The sequence below is a fragment of the Lysobacter sp. OAE881 genome (assembly GCF_040546665.1).
Classification (GTDB): Bacteria; Pseudomonadota; Gammaproteobacteria; order Xanthomonadales; family Xanthomonadaceae; genus Lysobacter_J; species Lysobacter_J soli.
On the sequence record NZ_JBEPOG010000001.1, the window covers coordinates 1 to 26,265 of the forward strand.

At 65.7% G+C, this 26,265-nt stretch carries 17 protein-coding genes, 2 tRNA genes, 3 rRNA genes and 2 pseudogenes; 9 read left to right on the forward strand and 15 right to left on the reverse strand.

The genetic code is table 11. The features are described 5' to 3' along the window. Nucleotides 1-97: 97 nt before the first annotated feature. The 6 genes from rrf to tyrS all read right to left on the reverse strand — a co-directional run bounded on the left by rrf (nt 98) and on the right by tyrS (nt 7,084). Nucleotides 98-212, reverse strand: a 5S ribosomal RNA gene (rrf, locus tag ABIE51_RS00005). A gap of 160 nt (nt 213-372) precedes the next feature. After that, nucleotides 373-3,236: ribosomal RNA gene (locus ABIE51_RS00010) — 23S ribosomal RNA — on the reverse strand. A 233-nt stretch (nt 3,237-3,469) separates the two neighbouring features. After that, nucleotides 3,470-3,546: transfer RNA gene (locus ABIE51_RS00015), tRNA-Ile, on the reverse strand. A 21-nt stretch (nt 3,547-3,567) separates the two neighbouring features. Further along, nucleotides 3,568-3,643, reverse strand: a tRNA-Ala gene (locus ABIE51_RS00020). 109 nt (nt 3,644-3,752) lie between these two features. Continuing rightward, nucleotides 3,753-5,297, reverse strand: a 16S ribosomal RNA gene (locus ABIE51_RS00025). Together the 16S, 23S and 5S rRNA genes with 2 tRNA genes alongside form the textbook arrangement of a ribosomal RNA operon. A gap of 560 nt (nt 5,298-5,857) precedes the next feature. Then, on the reverse strand, nt 5,858-7,084 hold the full coding sequence (gene tyrS, locus ABIE51_RS00030) for a tyrosine--tRNA ligase (protein WP_354503002.1): 1,227 nt from the start codon (nt 7,082-7,084) through the stop codon (nt 5,858-5,860). Nucleotides 7,085-7,276: 192 nt separating this feature from the next. Between tyrS and ABIE51_RS00035 the strand changes: the two genes are divergently transcribed. Together ABIE51_RS00035 and ABIE51_RS00040 are read left to right on the forward strand one after the other, a co-directional pair. After that, complete coding sequence (locus ABIE51_RS00035; protein ID WP_192631767.1) at nt 7,277-8,719, forward strand: peptidoglycan DD-metalloendopeptidase family protein; 1,443 nt, start codon at nt 7,277-7,279, stop codon at nt 8,717-8,719. Between the two features lies 1 nt (nt 8,720). After that, nucleotides 8,721-9,890: an anhydro-N-acetylmuramic acid kinase gene (locus ABIE51_RS00040; protein ID WP_192631768.1), complete on the forward strand. Its 1,170-nt coding sequence runs from the start codon at nt 8,721-8,723 to the stop codon at nt 9,888-9,890. A gap of 28 nt (nt 9,891-9,918) precedes the next feature. Here ABIE51_RS00040 and ABIE51_RS00045 read toward each other — a convergent pair whose 3' ends face one another. From ABIE51_RS00045 to ABIE51_RS00055, 3 genes are read right to left on the reverse strand one after another with little or no spacing between them, the layout of a single operon-like run. Beyond that, on the reverse strand, nt 9,919-10,254 hold the full coding sequence (locus tag ABIE51_RS00045; protein WP_192631769.1) for a hypothetical protein: 336 nt from the start codon (nt 10,252-10,254) through the stop codon (nt 9,919-9,921). A 28-nt stretch (nt 10,255-10,282) separates the two neighbouring features. Beyond that, nucleotides 10,283-11,674, reverse strand: coding sequence for an AmpG family muropeptide MFS transporter (locus ABIE51_RS00050; protein WP_192631770.1), 1,392 nt, complete (start codon nt 11,672-11,674; stop codon nt 10,283-10,285). Beyond that, nucleotides 11,664-12,437: an exodeoxyribonuclease III gene (locus ABIE51_RS00055; protein WP_192631771.1), complete on the reverse strand. Its 774-nt coding sequence runs from the start codon at nt 12,435-12,437 to the stop codon at nt 11,664-11,666. The genes ABIE51_RS00050 and ABIE51_RS00055 overlap by 11 nt, the downstream gene beginning before the upstream one ends. Before the next feature lie 115 nt (nt 12,438-12,552). On the opposite strand from ABIE51_RS00055, the gene ABIE51_RS00060 reads away from it, so the two are divergent. The 3 genes from ABIE51_RS00060 (at nt 12,553) to ABIE51_RS00070 (ending at nt 14,491) form a co-directional block, all read left to right on the forward strand. Continuing rightward, on the forward strand, nt 12,553-13,074 hold the full coding sequence (locus ABIE51_RS00060; RefSeq protein ID WP_192631772.1) for a GNAT family N-acetyltransferase: 522 nt from the start codon (nt 12,553-12,555) through the stop codon (nt 13,072-13,074). Next, nucleotides 13,071-13,736 (forward strand): orotate phosphoribosyltransferase, encoded by a 666-nt coding sequence (pyrE, locus tag ABIE51_RS00065; protein ID WP_192631773.1) that lies wholly within the window; start codon nt 13,071-13,073, stop codon nt 13,734-13,736. The genes ABIE51_RS00060 and pyrE overlap by 4 nt, the downstream gene beginning before the upstream one ends. Nucleotides 13,737-13,867: 131 nt before the next feature. After that, nucleotides 13,868-14,491, forward strand: coding sequence for a hypothetical protein (locus ABIE51_RS00070; protein WP_192631774.1), 624 nt, complete (start codon nt 13,868-13,870; stop codon nt 14,489-14,491). Nucleotides 14,492-14,591: 100 nt separating this feature from the next. Here ABIE51_RS00070 and ABIE51_RS00080 read toward each other — a convergent pair. From ABIE51_RS00080 to coaBC, 3 genes and pseudogenes are all read right to left on the reverse strand, one after another. Beyond that, nucleotides 14,592-16,912: pseudogene (locus ABIE51_RS00080) on the reverse strand (phosphomannomutase/phosphoglucomutase). Between the two features lie 14 nt (nt 16,913-16,926). Then, nucleotides 16,927-17,385: a dUTP diphosphatase gene (dut, locus tag ABIE51_RS00085; protein WP_115844310.1), complete on the reverse strand. Its 459-nt coding sequence runs from the start codon at nt 17,383-17,385 to the stop codon at nt 16,927-16,929. Nucleotides 17,386-17,467: 82 nt separating this feature from the next. Continuing rightward, a pseudogene (gene coaBC / locus ABIE51_RS00090) lies at nt 17,468-18,690 on the reverse strand (bifunctional phosphopantothenoylcysteine decarboxylase/phosphopantothenate--cysteine ligase CoaBC). 246 nt (nt 18,691-18,936) lie between these two features. On the opposite strand from coaBC, the gene radC reads away from it, so the two are divergent. The 4 genes from radC to ABIE51_RS00110 all read left to right on the forward strand — a co-directional run bounded on the left by radC (nt 18,937) and on the right by ABIE51_RS00110 (nt 23,034). Continuing rightward, entirely contained in the window at nt 18,937-19,632 is a 696-nt protein-coding gene (gene radC / locus ABIE51_RS00095) for a RadC family protein (protein WP_192631776.1), read from the forward strand. A gap of 63 nt (nt 19,633-19,695) precedes the next feature. Continuing rightward, nucleotides 19,696-21,384 (forward strand): arginine--tRNA ligase, encoded by a 1,689-nt coding sequence (gene argS / locus ABIE51_RS00100; RefSeq protein WP_192631777.1) that lies wholly within the window; start codon nt 19,696-19,698, stop codon nt 21,382-21,384. Further along, the gene (locus ABIE51_RS00105; protein ID WP_192631778.1) at nt 21,385-22,245 is read left to right on the forward strand and encodes an SPOR domain-containing protein; all 861 of its coding nucleotides are present in this window, start codon (nt 21,385-21,387) and stop codon (nt 22,243-22,245) included. It begins immediately after the preceding gene. 393 nt (nt 22,246-22,638) lie between these two features. Continuing rightward, nucleotides 22,639-23,034, forward strand: a complete 396-nt coding sequence (locus ABIE51_RS00110; RefSeq protein ID WP_192631779.1) for a hypothetical protein — start codon at nt 22,639-22,641, stop codon at nt 23,032-23,034. A 9-nt stretch (nt 23,035-23,043) separates the two neighbouring features. Here ABIE51_RS00110 and ABIE51_RS00115 read toward each other — a convergent pair whose 3' ends face one another. The 3 genes from ABIE51_RS00115 to speA are packed head-to-tail and all read right to left on the reverse strand — an operon-like array spanning nt 23,044 to nt 26,105. Next, nucleotides 23,044-23,919, reverse strand: a complete 876-nt coding sequence (locus ABIE51_RS00115; RefSeq protein WP_267896528.1) for an NAD(P)-dependent oxidoreductase — start codon at nt 23,917-23,919, stop codon at nt 23,044-23,046. Between the two features lie 19 nt (nt 23,920-23,938). Then, nucleotides 23,939-24,313, reverse strand: a complete 375-nt coding sequence (locus ABIE51_RS19290; protein ID WP_502913316.1) for a YciI family protein — start codon at nt 24,311-24,313, stop codon at nt 23,939-23,941. Further along, complete coding sequence (gene speA / locus ABIE51_RS00125) at nt 24,198-26,105, reverse strand: arginine decarboxylase (RefSeq protein ID WP_192631781.1); 1,908 nt, start codon at nt 26,103-26,105, stop codon at nt 24,198-24,200. The genes ABIE51_RS19290 and speA overlap by 116 nt, the downstream gene beginning before the upstream one ends. Nucleotides 26,106-26,265 lie beyond the last annotated feature (160 nt).

Sequence of the window (26,265 nt, forward strand, 5' to 3'; positions counted from 1 at the left end):
TCCGTTTGTCCTGCGAGGCCGTAATGCGCCAGTTTGCTTTTTTATCGCGCAAAAAGAAGAAGGCCGGTCCTGATGGACCGGCCTTCTGGGGTAAAGCCCCTGGCGATGACCTACTCTTGCATGGCTTGAGCCACACTACCATCGGCGCATGTGCGTTTCACTTCCGAGTTCGGAATGGGATCGGGTGGGACCACACAGCTATTGTCACCAGGGAGAGGGTGGAGGGTCGCATTGCTCGGTGTACAGAGTTGCGCGCACGCTCTCGTTGGTTTGCTTAGGACGGCAAGCCGTCTTCAGCGGATAGGTTGGGATAAGTAGCGAGTGAGCCGAACGTCACGACGTTGTCGTAAGTCCAAGGCCACTTGAGGTTATATGGTCAAGCCACACGGATCATTAGTACTGGTTAGCTCAATGCATTGCTGCACTTACACACCCAGCCTATCAACCACCTGGTCTTGATGGTTCCTTCAGGGGAGTCAAGCTCCCGGGAGATCTCATCTTGAGGCGCGCTTCCCGCTTAGATGCTTTCAGCGGTTATCGCTTCCGAACATAGCTACCCGGCAGTGCCACTGGCGTGACAACCGGAACACCAGAGGTTCGTCCACTCCGGTCCTCTCGTACTAGGAGCAGCCCCTCTCAAATCTCCAACGCCCACGACAGATAGGGACCGAACTGTCTCACGACGTTCTGAACCCAGCTCGCGTACCACTTTAAATGGCGAACAGCCATACCCTTGGGACCGACTACAGCCCCAGGATGTGATGAGCCGACATCGAGGTGCCAAACACCGCCGTCGATATGAACTCTTGGGCGGTATCAGCCTGTTATCCCCGGAGTACCTTTTATCCGTTGAGCGATGGCCCTTCCATACAGAACCACCGGATCACTAAGACCTACTTTCGTACCTGCTTGATCCGTCGATCTTGCAGTCAAGCACGCTTATGCCTTTGCACACAGTGCGCGATGTCCGACCGCGCTGAGCGTACCTTCGTGCTCCTCCGTTACACTTTGGGAGGAGACCGCCCCAGTCAAACTACCCACCATACACGGTCCCCGATCCGGATTACGGACCTAGGTTAGAACGTCAAGCACATCAGGGTGGTATTTCAAGGATGGCTCCACCGAAGCTAGCGCCTCGGTTTCATAGCCTCCCACCTATCCTACACAGACGAACTCAACGTTCAGTGTAAAGCTATAGTAAAGGTTCACGGGGTCTTTCCGTCTTGCCGCGGGAACGCTGCATCTTCACAGCGATTTCAATTTCACTGAGTCTCGGGTGGAGACAGCGCCGCTGTCGTTACGCCATTCGTGCAGGTCGGAACTTACCCGACAAGGAATTTCGCTACCTTAGGACCGTTATAGTTACGGCCGCCGTTTACCGGGGCTTCGATCAAGAGCTTCGCCTTGCGGCTGACCCCATCAATTAACCTTCCGGCACCGGGCAGGCGTCACACCCTATACGTCCACTTTCGTGTTTGCAGAGTGCTGTGTTTTTGATAAACAGTCGCAGCGGCCTGGTCACTGCGGCCCTTCTCAGCTATGAACCAAAAAGGGCGCACCTTCTCCCGAAGTTACGGTGCTATTTTGCCTAGTTCCTTCACCCGAGTTCTCTCAAGCGCCTGAGAATTCTCATCCTGCCCACCTGTGTCGGTTTACGGTACGGTCTGCGTAAGCTGAAGCTTAGGAGCTTTTCCTGGAAGCGTGATATCGGCAGCTTAGTCCTAAAGGACTCGTCCTTAGTCTCAACGTTGCCCCCCCGGATTTGCCTAAGGGGACCGCCTCAACTCTCTCACCGGGACAACCAACGCCCGGCCTGCCTAACCTTCTCCGTCCCTCCATCGCACTTACGCGAGGTGCTGGAATATTAACCAGCTTCCCATCGACTACGCATTTCTGCCTCGCCTTAGGGGCCGACTCACCCTGCGTCGATTAACGTTGCGCAAGGAAACCTTGGGCTTTCGGCGTGCGGGCTTTTCACCCGCATTATCGTTACTCATGTCAGCATTCGCACTTCCGATACCTCCAGCGGACTTCTCAATCCACCTTCATCGGCTTACGGAACGCTCCTCTACCGCGCACACAAAGTGTGCACCCCAAGCTTCGGTTCCGTGCTTAGCCCCGTTAAATCTTCCGCGCAGACCGACTCGACCAGTGAGCTATTACGCTTTCTTTAAAGGGTGGCTGCTTCTAAGCCAACCTCCTGGCTGTCTGTGCCTTTCCACATCGTTTTCCACTTAGCACGAAATTTGGGACCTTAGCTGTGGGTCTGGGTTGTTTCCCTTTTCACGACGGACGTTAGCACCCGCCGTGTGTCTCCCATGCAGTCTGTCCTGGTATTCGGAGTTTGCCATGGTTTGGTAAGTCGCAATGACCCCCTAGCCATAACAGTGCTCTACCCCCAGGAAGATTCACATGAGGCGCTACCTAAATAGCTTTCGAGGAGAACCAGCTATCTCCGGGTTCGATTAGCTTTTCACTCCTAATCACACCTCATCCCCTACCTTTGCAACGGGAGTGGGTTCGGGCCTCCAGTTGATGTTACTCAACCTTCACCCTGGGCATGACTAGATCACCCGGTTTCGGGTCTACTGCCCGCGACTATGCGCCCTTATCAGACTCGGTTTCCCTTCGCCTCCCCTATACGGTTAAGCTCGCCACGAACAGTAAGTCGCTGACCCATTATACAAAAGGTACGCCGTCACCCTTGCGGGCTCCGACTGCTTGTACGCACACGGTTTCAGGGTCTATTTCACTCCCCTCTCCGGGGTTCTTTTCGCCTTTCCCTCACGGTACTGGTTCACTATCGGTCGGTCAGGAGTATTTAGCCTTGGAGGATGGTCCCCCCATGTTCAGACAGGGTTTCTCGTGCCCCGCCTTACTCGATTTCATCAAAAGAGCTCTTTCGCATACCGGGCTGTCACCGTCTATGGCCAACCTTTCCAGGTTGTTTTGCTAGAACTCAATCAACTTAAGGGCTGGTCCCCGTTCGCTCGTCACTACTTAGGGAATCTCGGTTGATTTCTTTTCCTCCGGGTACTTAGATATTTCAGTTCTCCGGGTTTGCTTCCAGCAGCTATGTATTCACTGCAGGATACCTATTGCTAGGTGGGTTTCCCCATTCGGACATTGCGGGATCAATGCTTGTTGCCAGCTCCCCCGCACTTTTCGCAGGCTGCCACGTCCTTCATCGCCTCTGACCGCCAAGGCATCCACCGTGTGCGCTTATTCGCTTGACCATATAACCCCAAGTCGCCTCAGGGTCGTCTGTGTTCGGGGGTACAAAGCCCAAACGCGAATTCAACGACTCAATTATAAGGTGCCTTTCGGCACCCGCCTTAGCCTCACGACACGTCATGGACATTCGTCTCAAAACGCTCGCTACTTTCCCAGTTTTCAAAGAACGCGATCCGGCCTCAACGCCGTACCGCTTCAATTCTTGATGTGTGCGCAATCTAGTTTCGTTCGGGAGTGGTGGGTCTGGGAGGACTCGAACCACCGGCCTCACCCTTATCAGGGGTGCGCTCTAACCACCTGAGCTACAGACCCAAAAGTCGTGCACGGCTGGTTTGGTGGAGCTTGTCGGGATCGAACCGACGACCCCCTGCTTGCAAAGCAGGTGCTCTCCCAGCTGAGCTAAAGCCCCTTGTTCAAACGAGGGACGCTCCCGCGGACTTCCCCCTTGGGAGGTCCCGGAACTAGATGCAGGTCACTTGTGCGGACGTCCGGCCAGCAATTTGCTGTCTTTAGTCTCTAAAGGAGGTGATCCAGCCGCACCTTCCGATACGGCTACCTTGTTACGACTTCACCCCAGTCATCGGCCACACCGTGGCAAGCGCCCTCCCGAAGGTTAAGCTACCTGCTTCTGGTGCAACAAACTCCCATGGTGTGACGGGCGGTGTGTACAAGGCCCGGGAACGTATTCACCGCAGCAATGCTGATCTGCGATTACTAGCGATTCCGACTTCATGGAGTCGAGTTGCAGACTCCAATCCGGACTGAGATAGGGTTTCTGGGATTGGCTTGCCCTCGCGGGTTTGCAGCCCTCTGTCCCTACCATTGTAGTACGTGTGTAGCCCTGGCCGTAAGGGCCATGATGACTTGACGTCATCCCCACCTTCCTCCGGTTTGTCACCGGCGGTCTCCTTAGAGTTCCCACCATTACGTGCTGGCAACTAAGGACAAGGGTTGCGCTCGTTGCGGGACTTAACCCAACATCTCACGACACGAGCTGACGACAGCCATGCAGCACCTGTGTCACGGTTCCCGAAGGCACCAATCCATCTCTGGAAAGTTCCGTGCATGTCAAGGCCAGGTAAGGTTCTTCGCGTTGCATCGAATTAAACCACATACTCCACCGCTTGTGCGGGCCCCCGTCAATTCCTTTGAGTTTCAGTCTTGCGACCGTACTTCCCAGGCGGCGAACTTAACGCGTTAGCTTCGATACTGAGGGCCAAGTTGCCCCCAACATCCAGTTCGCATCGTTTAGGGCGTGGACTACCAGGGTATCTAATCCTGTTTGCTCCCCACGCTTTCGTGCCTCAGTGTCAGTGCTGGTCCAGGGTGTCGCCTTCGCCACAGATGTTCCTCCCGATATCTACGCATTTCACTGCTACACCGGGAATTCCACACCCCTCTACCGCACTCTAGTAAGCCAGTTTCCAATGCAGTTCCCAGGTTGAGCCCAGGGCTTTCACATCAGACTTAACAAACCACCTACGCACGCTTTACGCCCAGTAATTCCGAGTAACGCTTGCACCCTTCGTATTACCGCGGCTGCTGGCACGAAGTTAGCCGGTGCTTATTCTTCCGGTACCGTCATAACACCCGAGTATTAATCGAGCGCTTTTCTTTCCGGACAAAAGTGCTTTACAACCCGAAGGCCTTCTTCACACACGCGGCATGGCTGGATCAGGCTTGCGCCCATTGTCCAATATTCCCCACTGCTGCCTCCCGTAGGAGTCTGGACCGTGTCTCAGTTCCAGTGTGGCTGATCATCCTCTCAGACCAGCTACGGATCGTCGCCTTGGTGGGCCTTTACCCCGCCAACTAGCTAATCCGGCATCGGCTCATCTATCTGCGTGAGGCCCGAAGGTCCCCCACTTTCTCCCGTAGGACGTATGCGGTATTAGCGTAAGTTTCCCTACGTTATCCCCCACAAATAGGCAGATTCCGATGCATTCCTCACCCGTCCGCCACTCGCCACCCAAGGAGCAAGCTCCTCTGTGCTGCCGTTCGACTTGCATGTGTTAGGCCTGCCGCCAGCGTTCACTCTGAGCCAGGATCAAACTCTTCACTTAAAATTGCAGAACCCGAAGGTTCAATATCTTGAGTGCAGAGCCCGTTCCAGGCATCAATTACTCGCTTGCATTTGCATGCTTTGAATCATTAATGCTTGTTACAGGACATCTGCTGATGGACAACCATCCACTAGCCAGACGCCCGCACAAGTCACCTGCGCACACTGTCAAAGATCTCGGGGCCGGCCTCAGCGCCTTTCCCTTGCCTCACCCCGCCGCACCGAAGTGCCCGAGGGAGCCGACTACTATACAGCGAATTTCGATTCCGTCAACACCGTGTCGAGATCTTTTTCGCTGCCCCCGCCTCCCGTTCAGCGCCTCGTTTCAAGGCCGTCCCGTCAGCAGGGCCGCGCATCTTACAGCACCTTCGGAGTTCGTCAACCGCCCTTCGAAAACCGCCGCTTCAACCGCGTCCCGCGTCAGTGATTCACCTCGGCGGGGCGCGCATTGTGCACACGCACAATCGGAATTGGAAGAGGTTTACGAAGAAATTTTTTGAAGCTTCATGAACGCCGCGCACAACATCGATGCGCGCGTTCAATAACGCATGGAATAAGACGTCAGGCCGCGATCAGGCGAACGCGCGCGAACGTGCGCTTGCCCACCGCAAGCACGCCTTCGAAGCCCGGCACGAACACACGCTGCACGTCTTCGATGACTTCGCCGTCGAGTCGCACCGCACGTTCCTTCAGCTTGCGGTTCGCCTCTGAATTGCTGGGCGTCAGGCCCGCCGCCGTCAGCAACGCCGCGATGCGCACGCCTTCGGCGGGCACGGCGACGTCGTTGATGGGCAGCGACGCGATATCGCCCTCGCCGCGCACCGCGGCATTCCACCCGGCGATCGCCAGTTCCGCAGCCGATTCCCCGTGGAAACGCGCAGCAAGCTCGCGCGCCAGGCGCAGCTTCAGGTCGCGCGGATTGAGCTGTCCGCCCTCGATATCGCGCTTGAGCTGCGCGGCTTCCGCGATGCCGATCTCGAAGCTGAGCAGATCGATCCAGCGCCACATGAGCACGTCGTCGATCTTCATCGTCTTGGTGACCATGTCGATGGCCGGCTCATTGATGCCGATGTAGTTGCCCAGCGACTTGGACATCTTGTTGACGCCGTCCAGGCCTTCCAGCAACGGCATCGTCAGCACGATCTGCGGCGCCTGGCCGTAATGCTCCTGCAGGCCGCGCCCCATGAGCAGGTTGAATTTCTGGTCGGTACCGCCGAGTTCGACGTCGGCCTTCAGCGCGACCGAGTCGTAACCCTGCACCAGCGGATACAGGAACTCGTGGATCGCGATCGACTGCTGCGCCGCGTAGCGCTTGGCGAAATCGTCGCGTTCGAGCATACGCGCGACGGTGTGCTGCGCGGCGAGCTTGATCATGTCGGCCGCGCCCATCTGGCCGAACCATTCGGAGTTGAAGCGCACTTCCGTGCGCTCCTTGTCCAGCACCTTGAAGACCTGGTCGGCGTAGGTCTGCGCGTTGGCGAGCACGTCTTCGCGGGTGAGCGGCTTGCGGGTGACGTTCTTGCCGGTCGGGTCGCCGATCATTCCGGTGAAGTCGCCGATCAGGAAGATCACCTGATGGCCCAGGTCCTGGAACTGGCGCATCTTGTTCAGCAGCACCGTGTGGCCCAGATGCAGGTCGGGCGCGGTCGGGTCGAAGCCGGCCTTGACTCGCAGAGGACGGCCGAGCTTGAGCCGGGCCTCCAGCTCCTCGCGTTTGAGGATCTCGTCGGCGCCGCGGCCGATCAGGTCGAGGGCATCTTGGACAGGGGCGGAAATCTGGGGGGACAAAGTGGGACTCGCTGGTGAATGGTGAACGCGCAATGCGATCACGATCATGGATTCGGGTTAAATCATGGTTAAACATAACCGCCGGGGCACGTGAAGAAAAACCCTATTCAGTTCAAGGGTTTGACGCACACTGCTCGCGCCTCTATGGTAACGCCGCTACATCGCCTTCACACCTGCGCGCGGGACACACACATGACGACTTCCGAGACCGGTACGGATCGGCGCCAACGACTCAAGGCGCTGCGTGAAGCCGCTCTGCACCGTCCGGTCGCCGCAAGCCAGGTGTCCCGGGGTTTCAATGGCCGCTGGACGCGCCGCCACTGGGCGCACGCCAGCCTGTTTGCCACCCTTGGCGTGCTTGTTGCCGCGATCGTGCCCGGCTTCGGTCCCACTTCCAACGTCCCGGCGCCGGTCCATGCCCAGCGCAGCTCGCTGGCGCTGGCGCTGCCGCCGCTCCCGCTGTCGCGGCTGAAGGGCCACAGCGGCGACAGCTGGCAGATCGTGCGCGTGGAGCGCGGCCAGACGCTCGGCGCGGTCTTCGAGGACATGGACCTTCCGGCCTCGACGATGCATCAGATCCTGGAGGCCGTCCCGAACGACAAGTCCGTCCTGACCCGCCTGAAGCCCGGCACCGAGCTCGCGTTCGACCTGCCGGTCAGCGGTGAACTGCGCACCTTCCGTTACGACCGCGACGACAGCCACCGCGTCGAGCTGGCCATCGCCGGCGACAAGGTCACCGAGAAGGTCACCGTCCGCCCGACCGAGACCCGCACCGTGGTGATCAGCGGCAAGGTCGGCAAGTCGCTGTTCCGTTCGGCCCGCAAGCTGGGCCTGTCGGGCAACAACATCAACACCCTGACCGACGACATCTTCAAGTACGACATCGACTTCAACGAAGACGTCGGGGCCGACGACCGCTTCAGCGTGGTGGTCGAGCAGACCTGGCGCGAAGGCGAACTGCTGCGCACCGGTCCGGTGCTGGCGGCGACCTTCACCACCGGCGGCAAGCTGCACACCGGTTTCCGCTTCGAGCGCGACGGCAAGGCCGAGTACTTCACCGGCGACGGTCGTCCGCTGAAGAAGAGCTTCATCCGCATGCCGATCCCGTACGCGCGCCTGACCTCGAACTTCGGCACGCGCAAGCACCCGGTCCTGGGCCGCACGCGCATGCACAAGGGCGTGGACTACGCCGCGCGCACCGGCACGCCGATCATGGCCGCCGGCGATGCGCGCGTCGTCTCGGCCGGCTGGCAGGGCGGCTACGGCAACGCCGTCGTGCTGGACCACGGCCGCGGCTACAGCACCCTGTACGGCCACATGTCGCGCATCGGCAAGATCCGCCCGGGCCAGCGCATCGCGCAGGGCACGGTGATCGGCTACGTCGGCAGCACGGGCATGTCGACCGGTCCGCACCTGCATTACGAATTCCGCGTCAACGGCGTGCACCGCAACCCGCTGTCGATCACCATGCCGCCGCCGGAGCCGCTGTCGGGCAACGCGCTGGCGCAGTTCCGCGCGCAGACGTCCGTCGCGCTGGCGCGGATCCAGAAGGTCGAGAACATCATCTACGCCGACGCGTCCGAGCCCTCGCCGGCCGCGCGCAAGCCGGCCAAGACCGCGAAGACCAAGGCCTGACGTGCCGGCTTCCGCGGCCGGGTCTTCGGGCCCGCCGGTCGACGGACTCTTCGTCGGCCTGATCTCCGGCACCAGCGCGGACGGCATCGACGCCGCGCTCGTCCGCTTCGAACGACACCCCGACGGCCGCGACGCCGTCGAACTGCTGCTGGGCCGCACCTACGCCTGGGACGACGCGCTGCGCGAGCGCCTGGTCGCGCTGGGCCAGGGGTCCGATGCGCAGTCGCTGGACGAACTGGGCACGCTGGACGTGCAGATCGCCGAGTCCTTCGCCGACGCGACGCAGCGCCTGCTCGCCGAAGCCGGCGTGCCGGCCGGCGACGTGCGCGCGATCGGCTCGCACGGCCAGACGGTTCGCCACCGCCCGGAAGGCGCGCGCTTCGACGGCCGCCACCCCTTCACCTGGCAGATGGGCGACGGCGGGCTGATCGCCGAACGCACCGGCATCGCCACCGCTGCCGATTTCCGCCGCCGCGACGTCGCGGCCGGCGGACACGGCGCGCCACTGCTGCCGGCGCTGCACGCGGCGCTGCTGGCCGACGCGGACGAGGACCGCGCGGTGCTGAACCTCGGCGGCATCGCCAATTTCACCCTGCTGCCGGTCGATGGCTCCGTGCGTGGCTTCGATACCGGCCCGGCGAACTGCCTGCTCGACGCGTGGTGCCTGCGCCACACGGGCGCCGCCTACGACGCCGGTGGCGCCTTCGCTGCACAGGGCGAACTCGATGCCGAGCTGCTGGCTCGCCTGCTGGACGAGCCCTGGTTCATGCTGCCCCCGCCCAAAAGCACCGGCCGCGAGCAGTTCCACCTCCGCTGGGTCGAACGCCGCCTCGATGGCGACGAGTCGCCTGCCGACGTGCAGGCCACGCTGCTGGAACTGAGCGCCATCACCATCGCCGACGCATTGCGCGCGCACCAGCCGACGACGCGTCGCGTGCTCGCCTGTGGCGGCGGCGTGCACAACCCGCGCCTGCTAGAGCGCATCGGCGCGCATCTTCCGGAGGCGGTCGTCGAATCCACCGCACGTCACGGCGTGGATCCGGATTTCATCGAGGCGATGGGGTTTGCGTGGCTGGCGCGGCAGACGCTGTCGGGCCTGCCCGGCAACCTGCCCAGCGTGACCGGCGCGCGCGGCCTGCGCGTGCTCGGCGTGGTGCATCCGGTCGCCTGAGGCGGGGCTTTCCCCGCATCCGCGGGAATCAGCCCTTCTGGGCGTAGGCCATCAGGTCGCGGTCGACGTCGGTCAAGCCGGCACTTTCGAGCGGGGCAACGCTCACGTCCGCGGGCCGCTCCATGCGGCCGATCTTCGAGAAACCCGGATCGCTCGGAATGTGCTCCAGCGCGGCGATAGCGGCCTGCAGCGCCATCGCATCGGAGTCGGTGAAGCGCGCGGCGAGCTCGGCTTCGCACGCGAACAGCCCGTGCTCGAGCAGGTGCATCAGCGCTTCCTGCAGCGGCCAGCTGCGCGCCTGCGCGACACGCTTGACGCGGTCCAGCAGCAGCGGGTCGATGTCGTGAAGGATGATGTCGGTCATTCGGGTTTCCTTCCAGGCCGGTGCCTGGTCATTCCACCGCTGGTGCGCGGGCGCCCGTGCGGCGAGCGGCCAGGACCAGGCACAGTAGCAGTGCGGGTATCCCGATCAGGGCCGTTCCGGCGAAGAATAGCGAATACGCCTCGAGCAAACTGCGGCCCACTTCCAGTTGTTCGATCGTCCAGCCGGACATTCCCTTCAGTACCTTGCCTGGCAGCGCGTAGAACGAGCTGAGCAGGGCGTACTGCGTGGCCGTGTAGCCAGCGCTGGTCAGGCTGGACATGTAGCCGATCAGCGCCACGCCGGCGAAGCCCGAGCAAAAGTTGTCGATCACCATCACCGCCGTGAAGACGCCGGCGTCGGCCCCGTGCAGCGCCAGGTAGGAGAAGGCCAGGTTCGATCCGGGTCCCAGCACCGCGCCGGCCATCAGCGTCGTGAAGAAGCCGAAGCGCACCGCACACAGGCCGGCGGCGGCGATGCCCAGCGTGGTCGCCAGCAGGCCGAAGCTGCCGCGGACGGCGCCGACGGTTTCCTTGTCCAGTCCGAGATCGGCGTAGAAGGGATTTGCCATCGGACCGAGCACGAAGTCCGGCAGGCGATATAGGCTGATCGCCAGCAGCATCACCAGCGCCCACTTGCCGTGCTCGCGGAAGAACACGACGAACGGGGCAATGATCGCGTCGTAAATCCCCTGGGCCGACAGCATCGAACCATGCGATGCAGCGGCAGCCTGCACGCTGGCGGCGGGCTCGCGCGCCAGGAAGGTGGCGAGGATGCCCACGCCCATCAGCGCCGCCATCACCTCGTACGACAGCGACCAGCCGATGTGCGCGGCGAAGATCAGGATCAGCGAGTCGGTGACCAGCAGCGCGCCACGGTATCCGAGCGCGGACGTCGCCGTCAGCAGGCCCTGCTGCTCGTTGCTGGAGGCGATCTCGATGCGCCAGGCGTCGATCACGATGTCCTGCGTCGCCGACGCGAAGGCCACCACCAGCGCCAGCACGCCGAATACCACCAGCTGGTCCAGCGTCTGGCCCCACAGCACCAGCTGGCCTTCCTGCGGCTGCACGTTCGCCATGCCGAACAGCGCGATCGCCACGATGACCTGCGACAACAGCATCCAGCCGCGACGACGCCCCAGCCACTTGCCGAGCACCGGTGCGTCGAGCTTGTCGATCAGCGGCGCCCACAGGAATTTCAGCGAGTACGCGAGACCGACCCAGGAGAGGAACCCGATCGTCGACAGCTCGATCGCGTTCTCGCGCATCCAGTAGCCGAGCGTGTTGCCGACCAGGTAGATCGGGATGCCGGAGCTGAAGCCCAGCAGCAGCATCACCAGCACTTTGGGCTCGCGCAGGTTCGCGGCGACCAGGCGCCAGCCCTTCAGTTTCGGCTCGGCAGCCGGCGCGGTTTCAGAGGTCATAGTCGACGCTGAAAGGCGCGTGGTCGGAGAAGCGCGGCTCGCGCAGGATCGAACACGCTTTCAGCTTCGAGGCGAGCGACGGCGTGCACAGCTGGTAGTCGATGCGCCATCCGACGTTATTTGCGCGCGCGGCGCCGCGGTTGCTCCACCAGGTGTAGTCCTGGCCCTCGGCGTGCAGCGCGCGGTAGGCATCGACCCAGCCCGAGGTGTCCACGCACACCCCGTTGAGCCATTCGCGCTCGGGCGGCAGGCAGCCGGAATTCTTCTGGTTGCTCGTCCAGTTCTTGATGTCGAGCTTCGAGCGCACGATGTTCCAGTCGCCGCACAGCACGTAGTCGCGGCCGCTGGCGAGCCATTGGTCGAGATGCGGCTTCAGCCATTCCATCACTTCGAACTTGAAGCCCTGCCGCAGCTCGCCCGACGAACCCGACGGGATGTAGAACGACACCACGCTCAGGTTGCCGAAGCGCGCCTCGATATAGCGGCCTTCGTCGTCGAACGGCGCCCAGCCCATGCTCGTGCGGACTTCATCGGGCTCGCGCCGGCTGTAGATCGCCACGCCGCTGTAGCCCTTCTTCGTGATCGCGTCCTTGAACCACGCGCGATACCCCTCGGGCAGGAACTGCGGGCCGGCGAGCTGGTGCTCCTGCGCCTTGGTTTCCTGAACGCACAACACGTCGGCGTCCTGCGTGCGGAACCAGTCGAAGAAGCCCTTGTTGGCGGCCGAACGCAGGCCGTTGGCGTTGAAGCTGATGATGCGCATGCGCACTCCACGACGATGTGCCGGCGATCATAGCCCCTGCGCGTCGCCGTCGGCCCGGCGTGCGGCAACGGCGCGGCAGGGCGGTTCAAATGGCCCCGGGGCTATCATTCCCGCCATGTCCGCCGTCACCGCCCGCGTCCGCGTCGAACCGATCGTGGATCCCGACTCCACCGCAGCGCGCGCCGTGCGTGCGCTGCGCGTGGCGCCGGACCAGTACCGGTACGTCGGCGACACGGCCTTCAATCTCGGCGACACGCTGCGCGACCTGATGAGCGAGGCGATGGCGGTGATCGCCGACGACGCGATCGTCGGCTTCTACCGGCTCGATTTCGCGCCCAATGCGGTCGTCGGCCGTTCGTTAGGCATGCCGAGCGTCGGCCTGCGTGCGTTCGTGATCGATCACCGCCAGCAGGGCCGCGGCTACGGCCGCATGGCGATGAACGCCTGCTGCGACGACCTGCGCGCGCGCCATCCCGGCCGCGAGGTGCTGGTGCTCACGGTCAACTGCATCAACGCGCCGGCGATCTCGGCGTACCTGAAGTCCGGTTTCATCGACACCGGCGAGCTTTTCCACGGCGGCAGCGCCGGCCCGCAGCACGTGATGCTGCAGTTCCTCCATCCGCACACGACGACATGACCCAAGACCACCGCGCCCGTTTCCTCGACCTCGCCCTGCGCGCCGACGCCCTGCGTTTCGGCGATTTCACGCTGAAGTCCGGGCGCCAAAGCCCGTACTTCTTCAACGCGGGACGCTTCGACTCGGGCGCCGCGCTGGCCGGCCTGGCCGCGTGCTACGCCGATGCGATCGATGCGCACGGCGTCGGGTTCGACCTGCTTTTCGGCCCGGCCTACAAGGGCATTCCGCTGGCGACCGCGCTGGCGTGCGAGTACGCACGTCGCGGCCGCGACCTGCCCGTGGCGTTCAACCGCAAGGAAGCCAAGACCCATGGCGAAGGCGGCAACCTGATCGGCGCACCCCTCCAGGGCCGCCGCGTGCTGATCGTCGACGACGTGATCACCGCCGGCACCGCGATCCGCGAGGCGCTTGGACTGATTCGTGACGCAGGTGGCGAAACCGCCGGCATTGTCATTGCACTCGATCGGCAGGAAGCCATCGACCCGGCCAAAACCCGACGCTCAGCGGCACAATCGGTCGCGGCCGACCATGGCTTGCCGGTCATCGCGGTCGCAACGCTGTCCGACCTGCTGGACTTCGCTGGCGGCAACGCGGAGCTGGCGGCGCAGCGCGGGCGCCTGCTGGCCTATCGGCAGGCCTACGGCAGCGACTCGGCCGGCTGATCCCCGCGGTATTCCAAGTGCCGATGCTGGCGTGACTCTTGCATGATTCTGGGGGAATCCCGACAAATCCTTCGGACTTTGCTGACGTGACGAAGCGCAATGTGATCCATCGCACCCTGATGAGCCGCACCGTGCCGCTGCTCGCCTGCACGCTGATGTTCGCCGGCGTCGCCATGGCCCAGGGGGCCCCTGGCGGCAAGAAGCTTTACTGCTGGAACGAGAACGGCGCCCGGGTGTGCGGCGACGCCCTGCCCGCCCACGCGGTGGACAGCGCGCGCACCGAGATCAACGCCAGAAGCGGCCTGGCAAGCAAGCAGATCGCCCGCGCGCTGACGGCCGAGGAACGTGCCGCTGCCGAGGCGCAGGCGAAGCTCGACAAGGAGAAGGCCGCGATCGCCGAAGCGAACAGCCGTCGCGAGCAGGCAATGGTCGAGTCCTACGCCACCGAGGACGACTTGCGCCGCGCGTTCGGCGAACGCCAGGCCGTGATGGACGAGGCGATCAAGGCCTCGCGCCTGGGCATTGTGGGCCGTCGCGACACGCTCGTCGCCCTGCTTCGTCGCGCCGGGGAGAACGAACTGTCCGGCAAGCCGGTGCCGGTCCCGGCGCAGCAGAATGTGCGCATCCAGCACGACCAGCTGATCCGCCAGCAGGAACTGCTTGTCCAGCAGCTGGCCGAACGCGAGATGATCGACGAGGAACTCGCCGCGGCCCTGGAGCGCTACCACGCGCTGAAGCAGCCCTCCAAGGGCTGATTTGCAGACGGTCCAGACCGGGATCGTTCAAACCAGCGCGGAAAGAAAAAGGCCGGCGGTTCGCACCGTCGGCCTTCTTCGTTCCGGGGCGGCGGCCGCGTTAGAACGGCAGCGCCAGATCCGGGCGCAGCGCCAGCAGCTGGGTGCGGAAGTCGGCCTTGATGCGCGCGAGCGCTTCGGGCGAATCCGCATCGAAGCGCATCACGAGCACCGGCGTGGTGTTCGACGCGCGCACCAGCCCCCAGCCGTCCGGGAAGTCCACGCGCAGGCCATCGATCGTCGACAGGCGCGCGCCCTCGAACTTGGCCTCGTCGCGGAACCACTCCACGAAGCTGTGCGGGTCGCCATCGGGCGCGTCGACCTTGATCTCCGGCGTCGAGATGCCGTTGGGCAGCGCGCCGAGGGTCTCGCTCGGGCTGCGCGGCGATGCGGCGAGGATCTCCAGAAGGCGCGCGGCGGCGTAGATGCCGTCGTCGAAGCCGTACCAGCGCTCCTTGAAGAAGAAGTGGCCCCGCTCATCTCGCCGGCCAGCTCCGCATCGGTCTCGCGCATCTTGGCCTTGATCAGCGAATGGCCCGTCTTCCACATCAGCGGGCTGCCGCCGTGGCGCAGGATGTGGCCCGGCAGGCGACCGGTGCACTTCACGTCGAACAGGATGACCGCGCCCGGGTTGCGTTCGAGCACGTCGGCGGCAAACAGCATCAGCAGGCGGTCCGGGAAGATGTTCTCCCCCTCGCGCGTCACCACGCCCAGGCGGTCGCCGTCGCCGTCGAAGGCGATGCCGACGTCCGCTTCCAGGCGCTGCACCATGCGGATCAGGTCGGTGAGGTTGTGCGGCTCGCTCGGGTCCGGATGGTGGTTCGGGAACGTGCCGTCGATGTCGCAGTACAGCGGCGTGACGTCCGCGCCGATGGCGGCCAGCACGCGCGGGCCGATCTCGCCGGCCACGCCGTTGCCCGCATCGACCACCACGCGCAGCGGGCGGTCGATCTGCACGTCCGAGGCGATGCGCTGGACGTAGTCCTCGGAGATGTCGCGCTGGACCAGCGAACCCAGATCGCCCAGGTGCAGGCGGTCGTCGGCGATGCGCGCGTAAAGGTCGGTGATCGTGTCGCCGGAGAGCGTCTCGCCGCCGACCACGATCTTGAAGCCGTTGTAATCCGGCGGATTGTGGCTGCCAGTCACCGAGACGCAGGAGCCGGCGCGCAGGTGGTAGGCACCGAAGTACACCACCGGCGTCGGCGCCAGGCCGATGTCGATGACGTTGCGGCCGGCCTTGCGCAGGCCGGCGATCAGGCCTTCGACCAGCGCCGGACCGGACAGGCGGCCGTCGCGGCCCACGACGATGTCGGTCAGGCCCTTCTCGTGCATCAGCGAACCGATCGCGTGGCCGATGAGCTCGGCGACGCCCGCGTCCAGCGTCTGCCCGACCACGCCCCGGATGTCGTAGGCGCGGAAGATCCCGCGGTCGATGGCGATGGACGGAACGGGGGCGGCGGGCTTGGGCGGAGTCACGGGTGCGGTGGCCTGGACAGGGGGATTGGCCTCAATGCTCTCCGCCAGCGTCTGAACGGCTCCTTCATCTTCCTCGCCAGCCCCCTTGCCCTTGGCGGCGAACTTCGGCGCGCGCCACGCCAGGAAGGCCAGCAGCACGAACACCGCCGCAGCGATGAAGCATCCCAGCGCCTCCATGCCGAACGGGCCACCGGCGACGTCGGGCACCGCAGCGGCCACGCGCAGGTCGCTGCCCGGGACCTTGGCCGCCAGCGCCTCGGCCCCGCCGGCCAGGGCCTTGTCGCCGCGCTCGATCGCGCTGTAGCCGCCCTGGCGCAACGCGAGATAGCTGTCATCGGAGACGTCTACCTGCGAGAGGCCGACACCGATGCGGCTGATGGGCAGGCGCACGTACGCGACACCAACGGCCTTGTCGCCGACGTGCGCCGGCGCCGCCAGCGCCAGCTGCGGGCCGCCGTTGTGCTGGACCAAGCCGGAGACCGGACGGGCAGCGGCGACCGCGGCTTCGATCACGCCCAGCCGCCCGTAGCCGCCCTTCGGCAGCGCCGCGTACTCGCCGGCGAGGTCCAGCGGCAGCACGGCGGCATCGCTCGCCCCGGTCCAGCCCTTGCCCAGTTCCTGCGAAGCCGCGGTCAGATCGCCGGCAGCGAGCGCCGCCTGCAGCGTCGGCGACGCCAGGCGGTCGGTGAGCTGTTTCTGTTCGACGCCGAGGGCGCTCACGGCGCTTTCGACGGCGGCGTTGCGCGCTTCGGTGATCGCCAGCCGACGCGAGCCGTCGCGGTGAAGCTGATAGCCGCTCCACGCGAAGAACGCCGCCAGCAGCGCGAACAGCGCGATCACCGCCGGGATCAGCACCTTGAGCTGCGCGGCGCCGGCGGCCAGTTGTCCCTTTTCCAGACCCTTCATTCCCATCCCCTTTGTCAGCGCACGCCGGTGTGGCCGAAGCCACCCGTGCCGCGGGCGCTGGTTTCGAATTCGTCCACCACCGCAAGCTCGGCCCGCACGATCGGCAGGATCACCAGCTGCGCGATACGGTCCCCCGGCTGGATCGTAAAAGCCTCGCGGCCGCGGTTCCATACGCTGATCAGCAGCGGCCCCTGGTAGTCGGCGTCGATCAGCCCCGTGCCGTTGCCGAGCACGATGCCGTGCTTATGCCCCAGGCCCGAACGCGGCAGGATCACCGCGCACATCGTCGGATCGCCCAGGTGGATCGCCAGCCCCGACGGCACCAGTGCCGCATCGCCCGGCTGAAGCGCCAGCGGTTCCTCCAGCGCGGCGCGCAGGTCGAGCCCGGCGCTCGCCGGCGTGGCGTAGGTCGGCAGCGGCCATTCCCCGCCGAAGCGCGGGTCGAGGATCTTCAGTTCGAGCGTGTGGTTCATGCGGTCCGTCGTGAAGGTGCGCGCGGTATCGTACCGACGCGATGTCGTGTTGGAGACGCAAGCATCGTGCCAACGGCACGCGTCAGGCGGGCATTCGCGCGGCGATCAGTTCCAGCAGGTCGTCGGCGAGCGACGTCTTCGGCGCGGGGCCGAGCACGTGGCTGGTGCCGTCGACGGCGAAGACCGACAGCGTGTTGTCGTCGCTCTCGAAACCGCTGCCCGATACGCCGACGCGGTTGGCGGCGATCAGGTCCAGGCGCTTGTTCTCGAGCTTGCCGCGCGCGTAGGCCTCGACGTGGTCGGTTTCGGCCGCGAACCCCACTACCAGTCGCGGCCGCTGCGCGTGCGAGGCGATGTCGGCCAGGATGTCGCGCGTGCGGACCAGCGTCAGGTTCAGCGTGTCCTGTCCGGCGGTCTTCTTGATCTTGTTCGACGCCGCCTGCGCGGGGGCGAAATCCGCGACCGCCGCGGCGCCGATGTAGATGTCGGCCGGCAACTGCGAAAGCACCGCCGCGTGCATCTGCGCGGCCGAACGCACGTCGATGCGCGTCACGCCCGCGGGCGTCGGGAGCGACACGGGGCCGGCGACCAGCACGACGTGGGCACCGAGCCGCGCGGCCGACTGCGCGACGGCGAATCCCATCTTCCCGCTGCTGCGGTTGCCGATGAAACGGACCGGATCGATGTCCTCGTAGGTCGGACCGGCGCTGACGACGATGCGCAATCCGCGCAGGCGTTCGATCGCGCTCATGCGAGGGCCTGCCCGATTGCAATGAGGATTTCCGCCGGCTCGCTCATGCGTCCCGGCCCGGATTCGCCTTCGGCCAGCGGCCCGTCGTTCGGTCCGACGATCTGCACGCCGCGCTCGCGCAATGTCGCGATGTTCGCCTGCGTGGCCGGATGCAGCCACATGCGGTGGTTCATCGCCGGCGCAACCGTGATGGGCGCGGTCGTCGCCAGGCACAACGTCGTGACGAGGTCGTCGGCGAATCCGTGCGTGAGCTTGGCGAGCGTGTTCGCGGTTGCGGGGGCGATGACGACGCGATCGGCCCAGCGCGCCAGTTCGATGTGGCCCATCGCAGCTTCGGCCGCGGCATCCCACAGCGAGGTACGCACCGGCACGCCCGAGAGCGCCTGGAAGGTCGTGGTGCCGACGAACTGCTGCGCGTTCTGCGTCATCGCAACGGTCACCTCGCAGCCGGCCTCGCGAAGGCGGCGTACCAGTTCGGCCGACTTGTAGGCGGCGATCCCGCCGCACACGCACAGCAGGATCTTGGTTCCGCGCAGGGAGCGAGGCTCGACCATCTGGAAAATACCTACCGCCGAATCAGCGTTTAGCTTACCCGAACGACCTGCCCAGCCCGCCTGTGCGCGCGGCGGCGACGCGATGGAATACGCATACGGCGGGCGGCCGTCACACGAACGCGGTGGTGCGGGTTCGGCGTGCGGCGCCGCGGTGGTGCTCAGTGGTGCATCGCCTGCGGCGGCGCAACGGCGGTCGCCCGCCCACTTCCGCGCAGCACTGCCGGTCCTTCCCCGCATTCGGTCACCATGGACGCATCCATCCGCCCCCTCCACATCCGCGAATGGCCGACGGACGAACGTCCGCGGGAACGCCTGCTCGCCTATGGCGCGAAGGCGTTGTCCGACGCCCAGTTGCTGGCGATCTTCCTCGGCTCCGGGCTGCGCGGCCGGGATGCGGTGACTACCGCACGCGACCTGCTGCACGCGCATGGACCGCTGCGCACGTTGCTGGAACAGCCGGCCGATGCGTTGTCGAAGCTGCCGGGGCTGGGGCCGGCGCGCGCGTGCCGGCTCGCCGCGGCGCTCGAACTCGGGCATCGCTTCCTCGGCGCGGAGCTCGAACGGGGCGCCGTGCTGAGCGATCCGCATGCGGCCGGCCGCTATTTCGCGCAGCGCCTTCGCGGCCGGCCACATGAGGTCTTTGCCGTGCTGTTCCTGGATACCCGCCATCGGGCGATCGCGTTCGAGGAGCTGTTCCAGGGCACCATCGATGGCGCCCAGGTTCATCCGCGCGAAGTGGTTCGTCGCGCGCTGGCCCTCAACGCGGCCGCCGCGATCTGCGGGCACAACCATCCCAGCGGCAATCCCGAGCCCAGCGGGGCGGACCGCACCATCACCGCGCGCCTGAAGGAGTCGTTGGCGCTGGTCGACGTGCGGTTGCTCGATCACATCGTGGTCGGCGACGGGACGCCGGTCTCGCTGGCGGCGCGAGGCTGGGTGTGAACGGCCGGCCCCACGGGCCCGCTCGCGTACAATGCCCGGTCCCGCAGCACCCCGCAGAATCCCGTGAAATCCACTCTCCGCGCCCTCGTGGCGCAGGCGATCGACGCCCTCCGCGCCGCCGGCACCTTGCCGGCCGACCTCGTCACGCCCGAGTTCGTCATCGAGCGTCCCAAGAACGCAGCTCAAGGCGATTTCTCCACCAACGCCGCCATGCTGCTCGCCAAGCCCGCGCGATCCAATCCGCGCGCAATGGCGCAGGCGCTGGTCGATGCGCTGCCGGCCAACGCCGACCTGGCCAAGGTGGAGATCGCCGGCCCCGGCTTCATCAACTTCCATGTCGACGAAGCCGCATGGCGTCGCCAGATCGGCCAGGTGCTCGAACAGGGCGCCGCCTACGGTCGCAACGAGAGCGGCAAGGGCCATCGTGCCGGCGTGGAATACGTGTCGGCCAATCCGACCGGTCCGCTGCACGTCGGCCACGGTCGCGCAGCGGTGATCGGCGACTGCATCGCGCGCGTGCTCGATGCCAACGGCTGGAACGTGGCGCGCGAGTTCTACTACAACGACGCCGGCGCGCAGATCAACAACCTCGCCATTTCGGTGCAGGCGCGCGCGCAGGGCCACGGTCCGGAACATCCCGACTGGCCGGAAGACGGCTATCGCGGCGACTACATCAAGGACGTCGCGGCGGCCTACCTGCGCGGCGACAGCGTCGAGGTGGAAGGCCACGTCGTGACGGGCGCGAAGGACGCGAACGATCTCGACGCGATCCGGCAGTTCGCCGTCGCGTACCTGCGTCGCGAACAGAACCTGGACCTGGAAGCCTATGGCGTTTCGTTCGACGTCTACTTTCTGGAGTCCTCGCTCTACACCGACGGCAAGGTCGAGGAGACCGTGCGCGAGCTCGTCGCCCACGGCCACACCTACGAGGAAGGCGGCGCACTGTGGCTGCGTACCACCGACTTCGGCGACGACAAGGACCGCGTGATGCGCAAGTCCGACGGCACGTACACCTACTTCCTGCCGGACGTCGCCTATCACCTCAGCAAGTGGCAGCGCGGCTACGAGCGCGCGATCACCGAACTGGGCGCCGACCACCACGGCTCGCTCGCCCGCGTGCGCGCCGGCCTGCAGGCCCTGGATTGCGGCATCCCGACCGGCTGGCCGGAATACGTGCTGCACCAGATGGTCACCGTCATGCGCGGCGGCGAGGAAGTGAAGCTGTCCAAGCGCGCCGGCAGCTACGTCACGCTGCGCGATCTGGTCGACGAAGTTGGCCGCGATGCGACGCGCTGGTTCCTGATCGCCCGCAAGCCCGATTCGCAGCTGACCTTCGACATCGACTTCGCGCGCAGCCAGTCGCTCGACAACCCGGTGTACTACGTGCAGGTCTCGCATGCGCGCATGTACGGCCTGATGCGCCAGCTGAAGGAGCGCGGCCTGTCGTTCGACGCGGCCAACGGCCTCGCCCGGCCGCTGGATCTGGACGACGTCGCCGCGCGCGAACTCATCGCCACGCTGCTGCGCTATTCCGACGTCGTCGAGACCGCCGGCCGCGACCTGGAACCGCACCAGATCGCCGCCTACCTGCTCGAACTGGCGCAGACGTTCCAGACGTACTACAACGACCACCAGTTCCTGGTCGACGACGCCAACACCCGCGATGCGCGTCTCGTGCTCGCGATGGCGACGCGGCAGGTACTGGCCAACGGTCTCGAACTGCTGGGCGTCAGCGCCCCCGAGGTGATGTAAGTGGCGGCGAAACGAGGCAAGTCCCAGGCACGACGCAATTCCGGCGGCGACAGCGGCCTGCCCGGCTGGGCCTGGATGGTGCTGGGCATCCTGCTGGCGGTGGTCGCGATCCTGGTCGCGCCGAAGTACTTCAAGTCCAGCGGCGATGGGTTCTTCCGCCCGCAGCCCAACCCCGACGCGCAGCCAGCCACGGCCAGTGGCGCGGACGAGGAGGCCATCGCCCAGGACGCCCCGCCTGCTCCTGCCAAGGGGAAGGGCAAGGGCGCGCAGGACGAAGCGGCGAAAAAGGACACCGACTACGACTTCTACACGCTGCTCCCGGGCAAGGAAGTGCCGATGACGGATGCCGAGCTCGCCGCGAGCGAGAAGGCCGAAGCCAAGCGTGCAGCGGAGCGCGAGAAGCAGGCGCGCCCGTTGGCCGATGACGCCGACGCCGCGGCCACGCCGGCGACGGCCACGCAGACCGCTCCGCTGCCGCGCCCGGTCGAGACCGACACGGTGCCGTCGCGCACACCGACCACGGGCAGCGCCGCGACGCCGGCGACCACGGCGTCGAACGCGCCGTCCGAGGCGAAGCCCGCTACTACCGCTGCGACGCCGGCCGCGTCCTCGACCACTAACGACGATGGCACCCGCTATCTGCTGCAGGCCGGCGCGTTCCAGGCTTCGGGCCAGGCAGAGGAAATGAAGGCGCGCATCGCGATGCTCGGCCTCAGCGCGCGCGTCGAATCGGCGGCCATCAACGGCAGCACGGTGTACCGCGTACGCATGGGCCCGTACGGCACGGCGAGCGATCTCGCCGATGCCAAGCGCAAGCTCGCCGGCGGCGGCCTGCAGGCGATGGCGATCAAGGTGAAGTAGCACGTCGCATCGGCCGCGCCCCCGTCTGCGCGCCAGTGACGATTCGAGGGCCCGCGCATGCGGGCCCTCTTCGTATTCAGGAGGGTGTGACGGGCGTGGTGAAGCCCCTCTCCCGTGCGTTGGGGTAAGAGCTGGGCGTGCGGCCGCGCTGGCGTTCGCGCTGCTCTCCACGCTCGCGCGGATGGCAGAAGCAAAATGGATTCCAGCGTTCGCTGGAATGACGCTGGTGTTTCGGCTGGCCGAACAGACGGCCCCAAACCGATCAGCCACCACAAACCACCGTTGATCCGGTCAACGCGTGCACAAACCGGCGAGGCGCGACCGCGGTCACCGCTGCGGCGCCATTCCGCGGCTAGACTGCCGCGGTCCCGCAACGGGATCTCTGGGGAACGGATGGACAAGCGCACTTTGTCGGGCTGCATCGCCGCGTTGGTCGGCTTGATGCTGTTCACGCTCATCGGCTACGTGCTCGGCGCGAAGCTGCAACACGTGCAGACCACGCCGTGGGGCCAGCTGCCGCTGCTCGACCTGACCGGCATATTCGTCTCGATGGTCGCCGGCGGCGCGCTGGCCGGCCGTCGCTTCACGTGGTTCGCGGTCGGCCTGGTCGCCCTGATGTGGTTCGCGATCGTGTTCGTGCTGGTGTCGGTGCAGCCGGAAATGACCCTCGCGAAGGTGCTGCGCTTCAATCGCCTGGCGATCGGATCGAGCCTGCTGCTCGCATGGCTCGGCGCCTTCGTGGGCGCGCGCCTGAGGGAACGGCCCAGCGCCCGGCGCGGGACCGCGTAACCGAGCGCCTCAGCCGCCGCGCTTGAGCGTGATCAGCGCGGACGTATCCGATTCGCCCTGTCCGCGTTCGATCAGTTCGGCGTAATCGGCCAGCGCCTGTTCGACCGTGCTCATGCGCACGCCGGTATCGCGCGCGATCGCCGCGACGATGCGCAGGTCCTTGAGCATGTGCGCGCACTTGAAGCCGGGGTTGAACTCGTCGCGCAGCATCGTCGCGCCGCGCTTGTCGAGGAACCAGTTGTTCGCCGCGCCAGCCAGCAGCGTCGGCAGCAGCTTTTCCGGATCCAGCCCCAGCTTCTCGCCCAGCGCCAAGCCTTCGCAGACGGCTTCGTTGATACCCGCCACGAGCACCTGGTTCACGGCCTTCGTTGCCTGGCCGGCGCCGGTCGCGCCCATGTGGCTGATGCGCGCCGCGTAGCTTTCGATCACTGGACGCGCGACTTCCAGCACGTCCGCATCGCCCCCGACCATCACCGACAGCTTGCCGTTGCGCGCGCCTTCCACGCCGCCGGACACCGGCGCGTCGAGGAAGCCGATGTTGTGCTGCGCCAGCTGCGCGGCGCAGCGGCGTGCGGTATCCACCGCGACGGTGGAATGGTCGATCACGATCGCGCCCGGCTTCAGCACGTCCGCCAGCGCGGCGACGTTTTCCAGCACGTCGGCATCGAGCGACACGCACAGCACCACGACATCGCAATCGGCGAAGTTCGCGCCGGAGCGTGCCGCGCGCACGTTCAGTTCCGCGGCGAGCGCGTCGGCCTTGGCCTGGGTGCGGTTGCCCACCGCGGTGAGCAGGCCCTTGGCGTGCACGTAGCGGGCCATCGGGGCGCCCATCGCACCGAGGCCAATGAAGCCAACTTTCATCTGCTTGTTCCGTTGATTGATTGAGAAGAGCGCCGGCCGTTCAGGGCGCGGCGTTCCATTCGTGCACGGTCACTTCCGAGGAACCGCGGACGTGGAGCGGATCGGCGAACGCGATGGCTTCAGCCTCCGCCAGACTACCCGCCCGGACGATGTACGCGCCGCCACTCCTGTCGGAAAACGGACCGGCCAGCTCCAGCCGGCCTTGCCCGCGCAGCGCGTCCAGATGCGCGTGGTGCGGGCCGATCACCGCCTCGTCGAAAGCCGCCGTGCGGGGACGAGGTACCGCCTTCGTTCCCCGCTCATGCCAGCGGCACGTCGTCGAGGTAGGTGTAACCGGTGAGGCCGCTTTCCAGTGCGGCGTCCAGACGCGCCGACTCGTCGGCCGGCAAGCCGGCGGCGGCGACCTTCTCGCGATACGCCGCGCGCAGGTCGTCGAGCCGGTAGCCGACATAGTCGAGCATCACGTCGGTCGTGTCGCCGCGACGCTGCTGCGTCAGCCTGTAGCCCTTGCCCTGCGTGTCGCCGTCGCCTTCGATACGCACTTCCACCGCGTCCGTGTCGCCGAACAGGTTGTGGATGTCACCGAGGATTTCCTGGTACGCACCGACCAGGAAAAACCCGATGCGGTACGTCTCGCCCGGACGCTGCGCGTGCAGCGGCAGCGAGGTGTCCAGGCCTTCGTTCTCGACGTAGGTCTTTACCGTGCCGTCCGAGTCGCAGGTCATGTCGGCCAGCACGCCGCGGCGCGTGGGTTCCTCGTCCAGGCGTTCGATCGGAACGATCGGGAACACCTGGTCGATCGCCCACACGTCCGGGATCGATTCGAACACGCTGAAGTTGACGAAGTACTTGTCGACGAGGCGGTCGTTGAGTTCGTCCAGCAGCTCGCGGTGGCTCTTCTCGTCGTAGCTCAGGCGCTTACGCACCGAGTGCGCGATCGCGTAGAACAGGTCGTCGATGCGCGCGCGATGCACCAGGTCGAGCTGGCCCAGCGCATAGAGCTGCAGGCCTTCGGCGTGGTGGTGCTGCGCTTCGTGGAACAACTCCACCGGCGGGCGCTGCTCCAGCTCGCTGTAGACCTCTCGCAGGTGACGGATCACGGCCGGCTCGTCGTCGTGCACGTCGGGGATGCGGCCTTCCGGCGCTTCCTCGACTTCGGCCACGTTCGCCACCAGCACGGCGTGGTGCGCGGTCATCGCGCGGCCGCACTCGGTGACGATGCGCGGCGGCACCAGCCCGTGCTCGGCGCAGGCGTCCGACAGCGGCTGCACGATGGAGTTGGCGTACTGCTGCACGCCGTAGTTGATCGAACAGAAGCCGCGCGAACGCGTGCCTTCGTAATCGATGCCCAGGCCGCCGCCGACGTCCATGTAGCGCACGTTGGCGCCCAGGCGCGAGAGCTCGACGAAATAGCGCGTCGCCTCGCGCATGCCGTTGGCGATGTCGCGCACGTTGGAGATCTGCGAACCCATGTGGAAGTGCAGCAGCTGCAGCGAATCGGTCATGTCCGAATCGCGCAGCTTCTTCCACAGATCCAGCACCTGGCGCGGCGAGAGGCCGAACTTCGCCTTGTCGCCGCCGCTGTTCTGCCACTTGCCCGCGCCGAGCGAGGCAAGGCGCATGCGCACGCCGAGGCCCGGCTTCACGCCGAGCGCCGCGGCTTCATCCATCACCAGCGCCAGTTCGGACGGCTTCTCGATGACGATGAAGGTCTCCAGCCCGAGCTTGCGGCCGATCAGCGCCAGGCGGATGTATTCGCGGTCCTTGTAGCCGTTGCAGACGATCAGGCCGCCCGGCCGCGACAGCGCGAGCACGGCCATCAATTCAGGCTTGCTGCCCGCTTCCAGGCCGAAGCCTTCGCCGGTGTGCGACGCCAGCGTGCCGGCAACGCCGCGATGCTGGTTCACCTTGATCGGATATACCGCCGTGTAGCCGCCGGCGTAGCCCCAGTCGGCCTGCGCCTGCGCGAAGGCGGCCTGCAGCTTGCCGAGGCGGTCGCCGAGGATGTCCGGGAAGCGCACCAGCAGCGGCAGCTTGGCGCCGTTGGCCTTGGCGGCGTCCACGACCTGCGGAAGCGAGATCGCCGGGCCCTTCTCGCCGCGCGGCCGCACGACGACCTGCCCGTTCGCGCCCACGTCGAAATAGCCTTCCGACCAGTGCGGGATCGAGTAGGTCTTGCGGGCCTGATCGAGCGACCAGTGGGACATCGGCGCGGTTCCGGGGGAGGCGGGGGGACGCGCATTCTACAGCCCGGGGGCGGACGGTCCTGTCCCCTGGGCCGATCGGCGACGAATCCGGCCCGTAACACGCTCTCCGCTACAATGCCGCCCCTTTTCCCGCCGCCCCGACCCGTCGACGACGGCGTTC

Coding starts and splice junctions, on each gene's coding strand:
- ABIE51_RS00035 (WP_192631767.1), top strand. CDS start 7,277: ATGACGACTTCCGAGACCGGTACGGATCGGCGCCAACGACTCAAGGCG.
- ABIE51_RS00045 (WP_192631769.1), bottom strand. CDS start 10,254: ATGACCGACATCATCCTTCACGACATCGACCCGCTGCTGCTGGACCGC.
- ABIE51_RS00050 (WP_192631770.1), bottom strand. CDS start 11,674: ATGACCTCTGAAACCGCGCCGGCTGCCGAGCCGAAACTGAAGGGCTGG.
- ABIE51_RS00055 (WP_192631771.1), bottom strand. CDS start 12,437: ATGCGCATCATCAGCTTCAACGCCAACGGCCTGCGTTCGGCCGCCAAC.
- ABIE51_RS00060 (WP_192631772.1), top strand. CDS start 12,553: ATGTCCGCCGTCACCGCCCGCGTCCGCGTCGAACCGATCGTGGATCCC.
- pyrE (WP_192631773.1), top strand. CDS start 13,071: ATGACCCAAGACCACCGCGCCCGTTTCCTCGACCTCGCCCTGCGCGCC.
- dut (WP_115844310.1), bottom strand. CDS start 17,385: ATGAACCACACGCTCGAACTGAAGATCCTCGACCCGCGCTTCGGCGGG.
- radC (WP_192631776.1), top strand. CDS start 18,937: ATGGACGCATCCATCCGCCCCCTCCACATCCGCGAATGGCCGACGGAC.
- ABIE51_RS00110 (WP_192631779.1), top strand. CDS start 22,639: ATGGACAAGCGCACTTTGTCGGGCTGCATCGCCGCGTTGGTCGGCTTG.
- speA (WP_192631781.1), bottom strand. CDS start 26,105: ATGTCCCACTGGTCGCTCGATCAGGCCCGCAAGACCTACTCGATCCCG.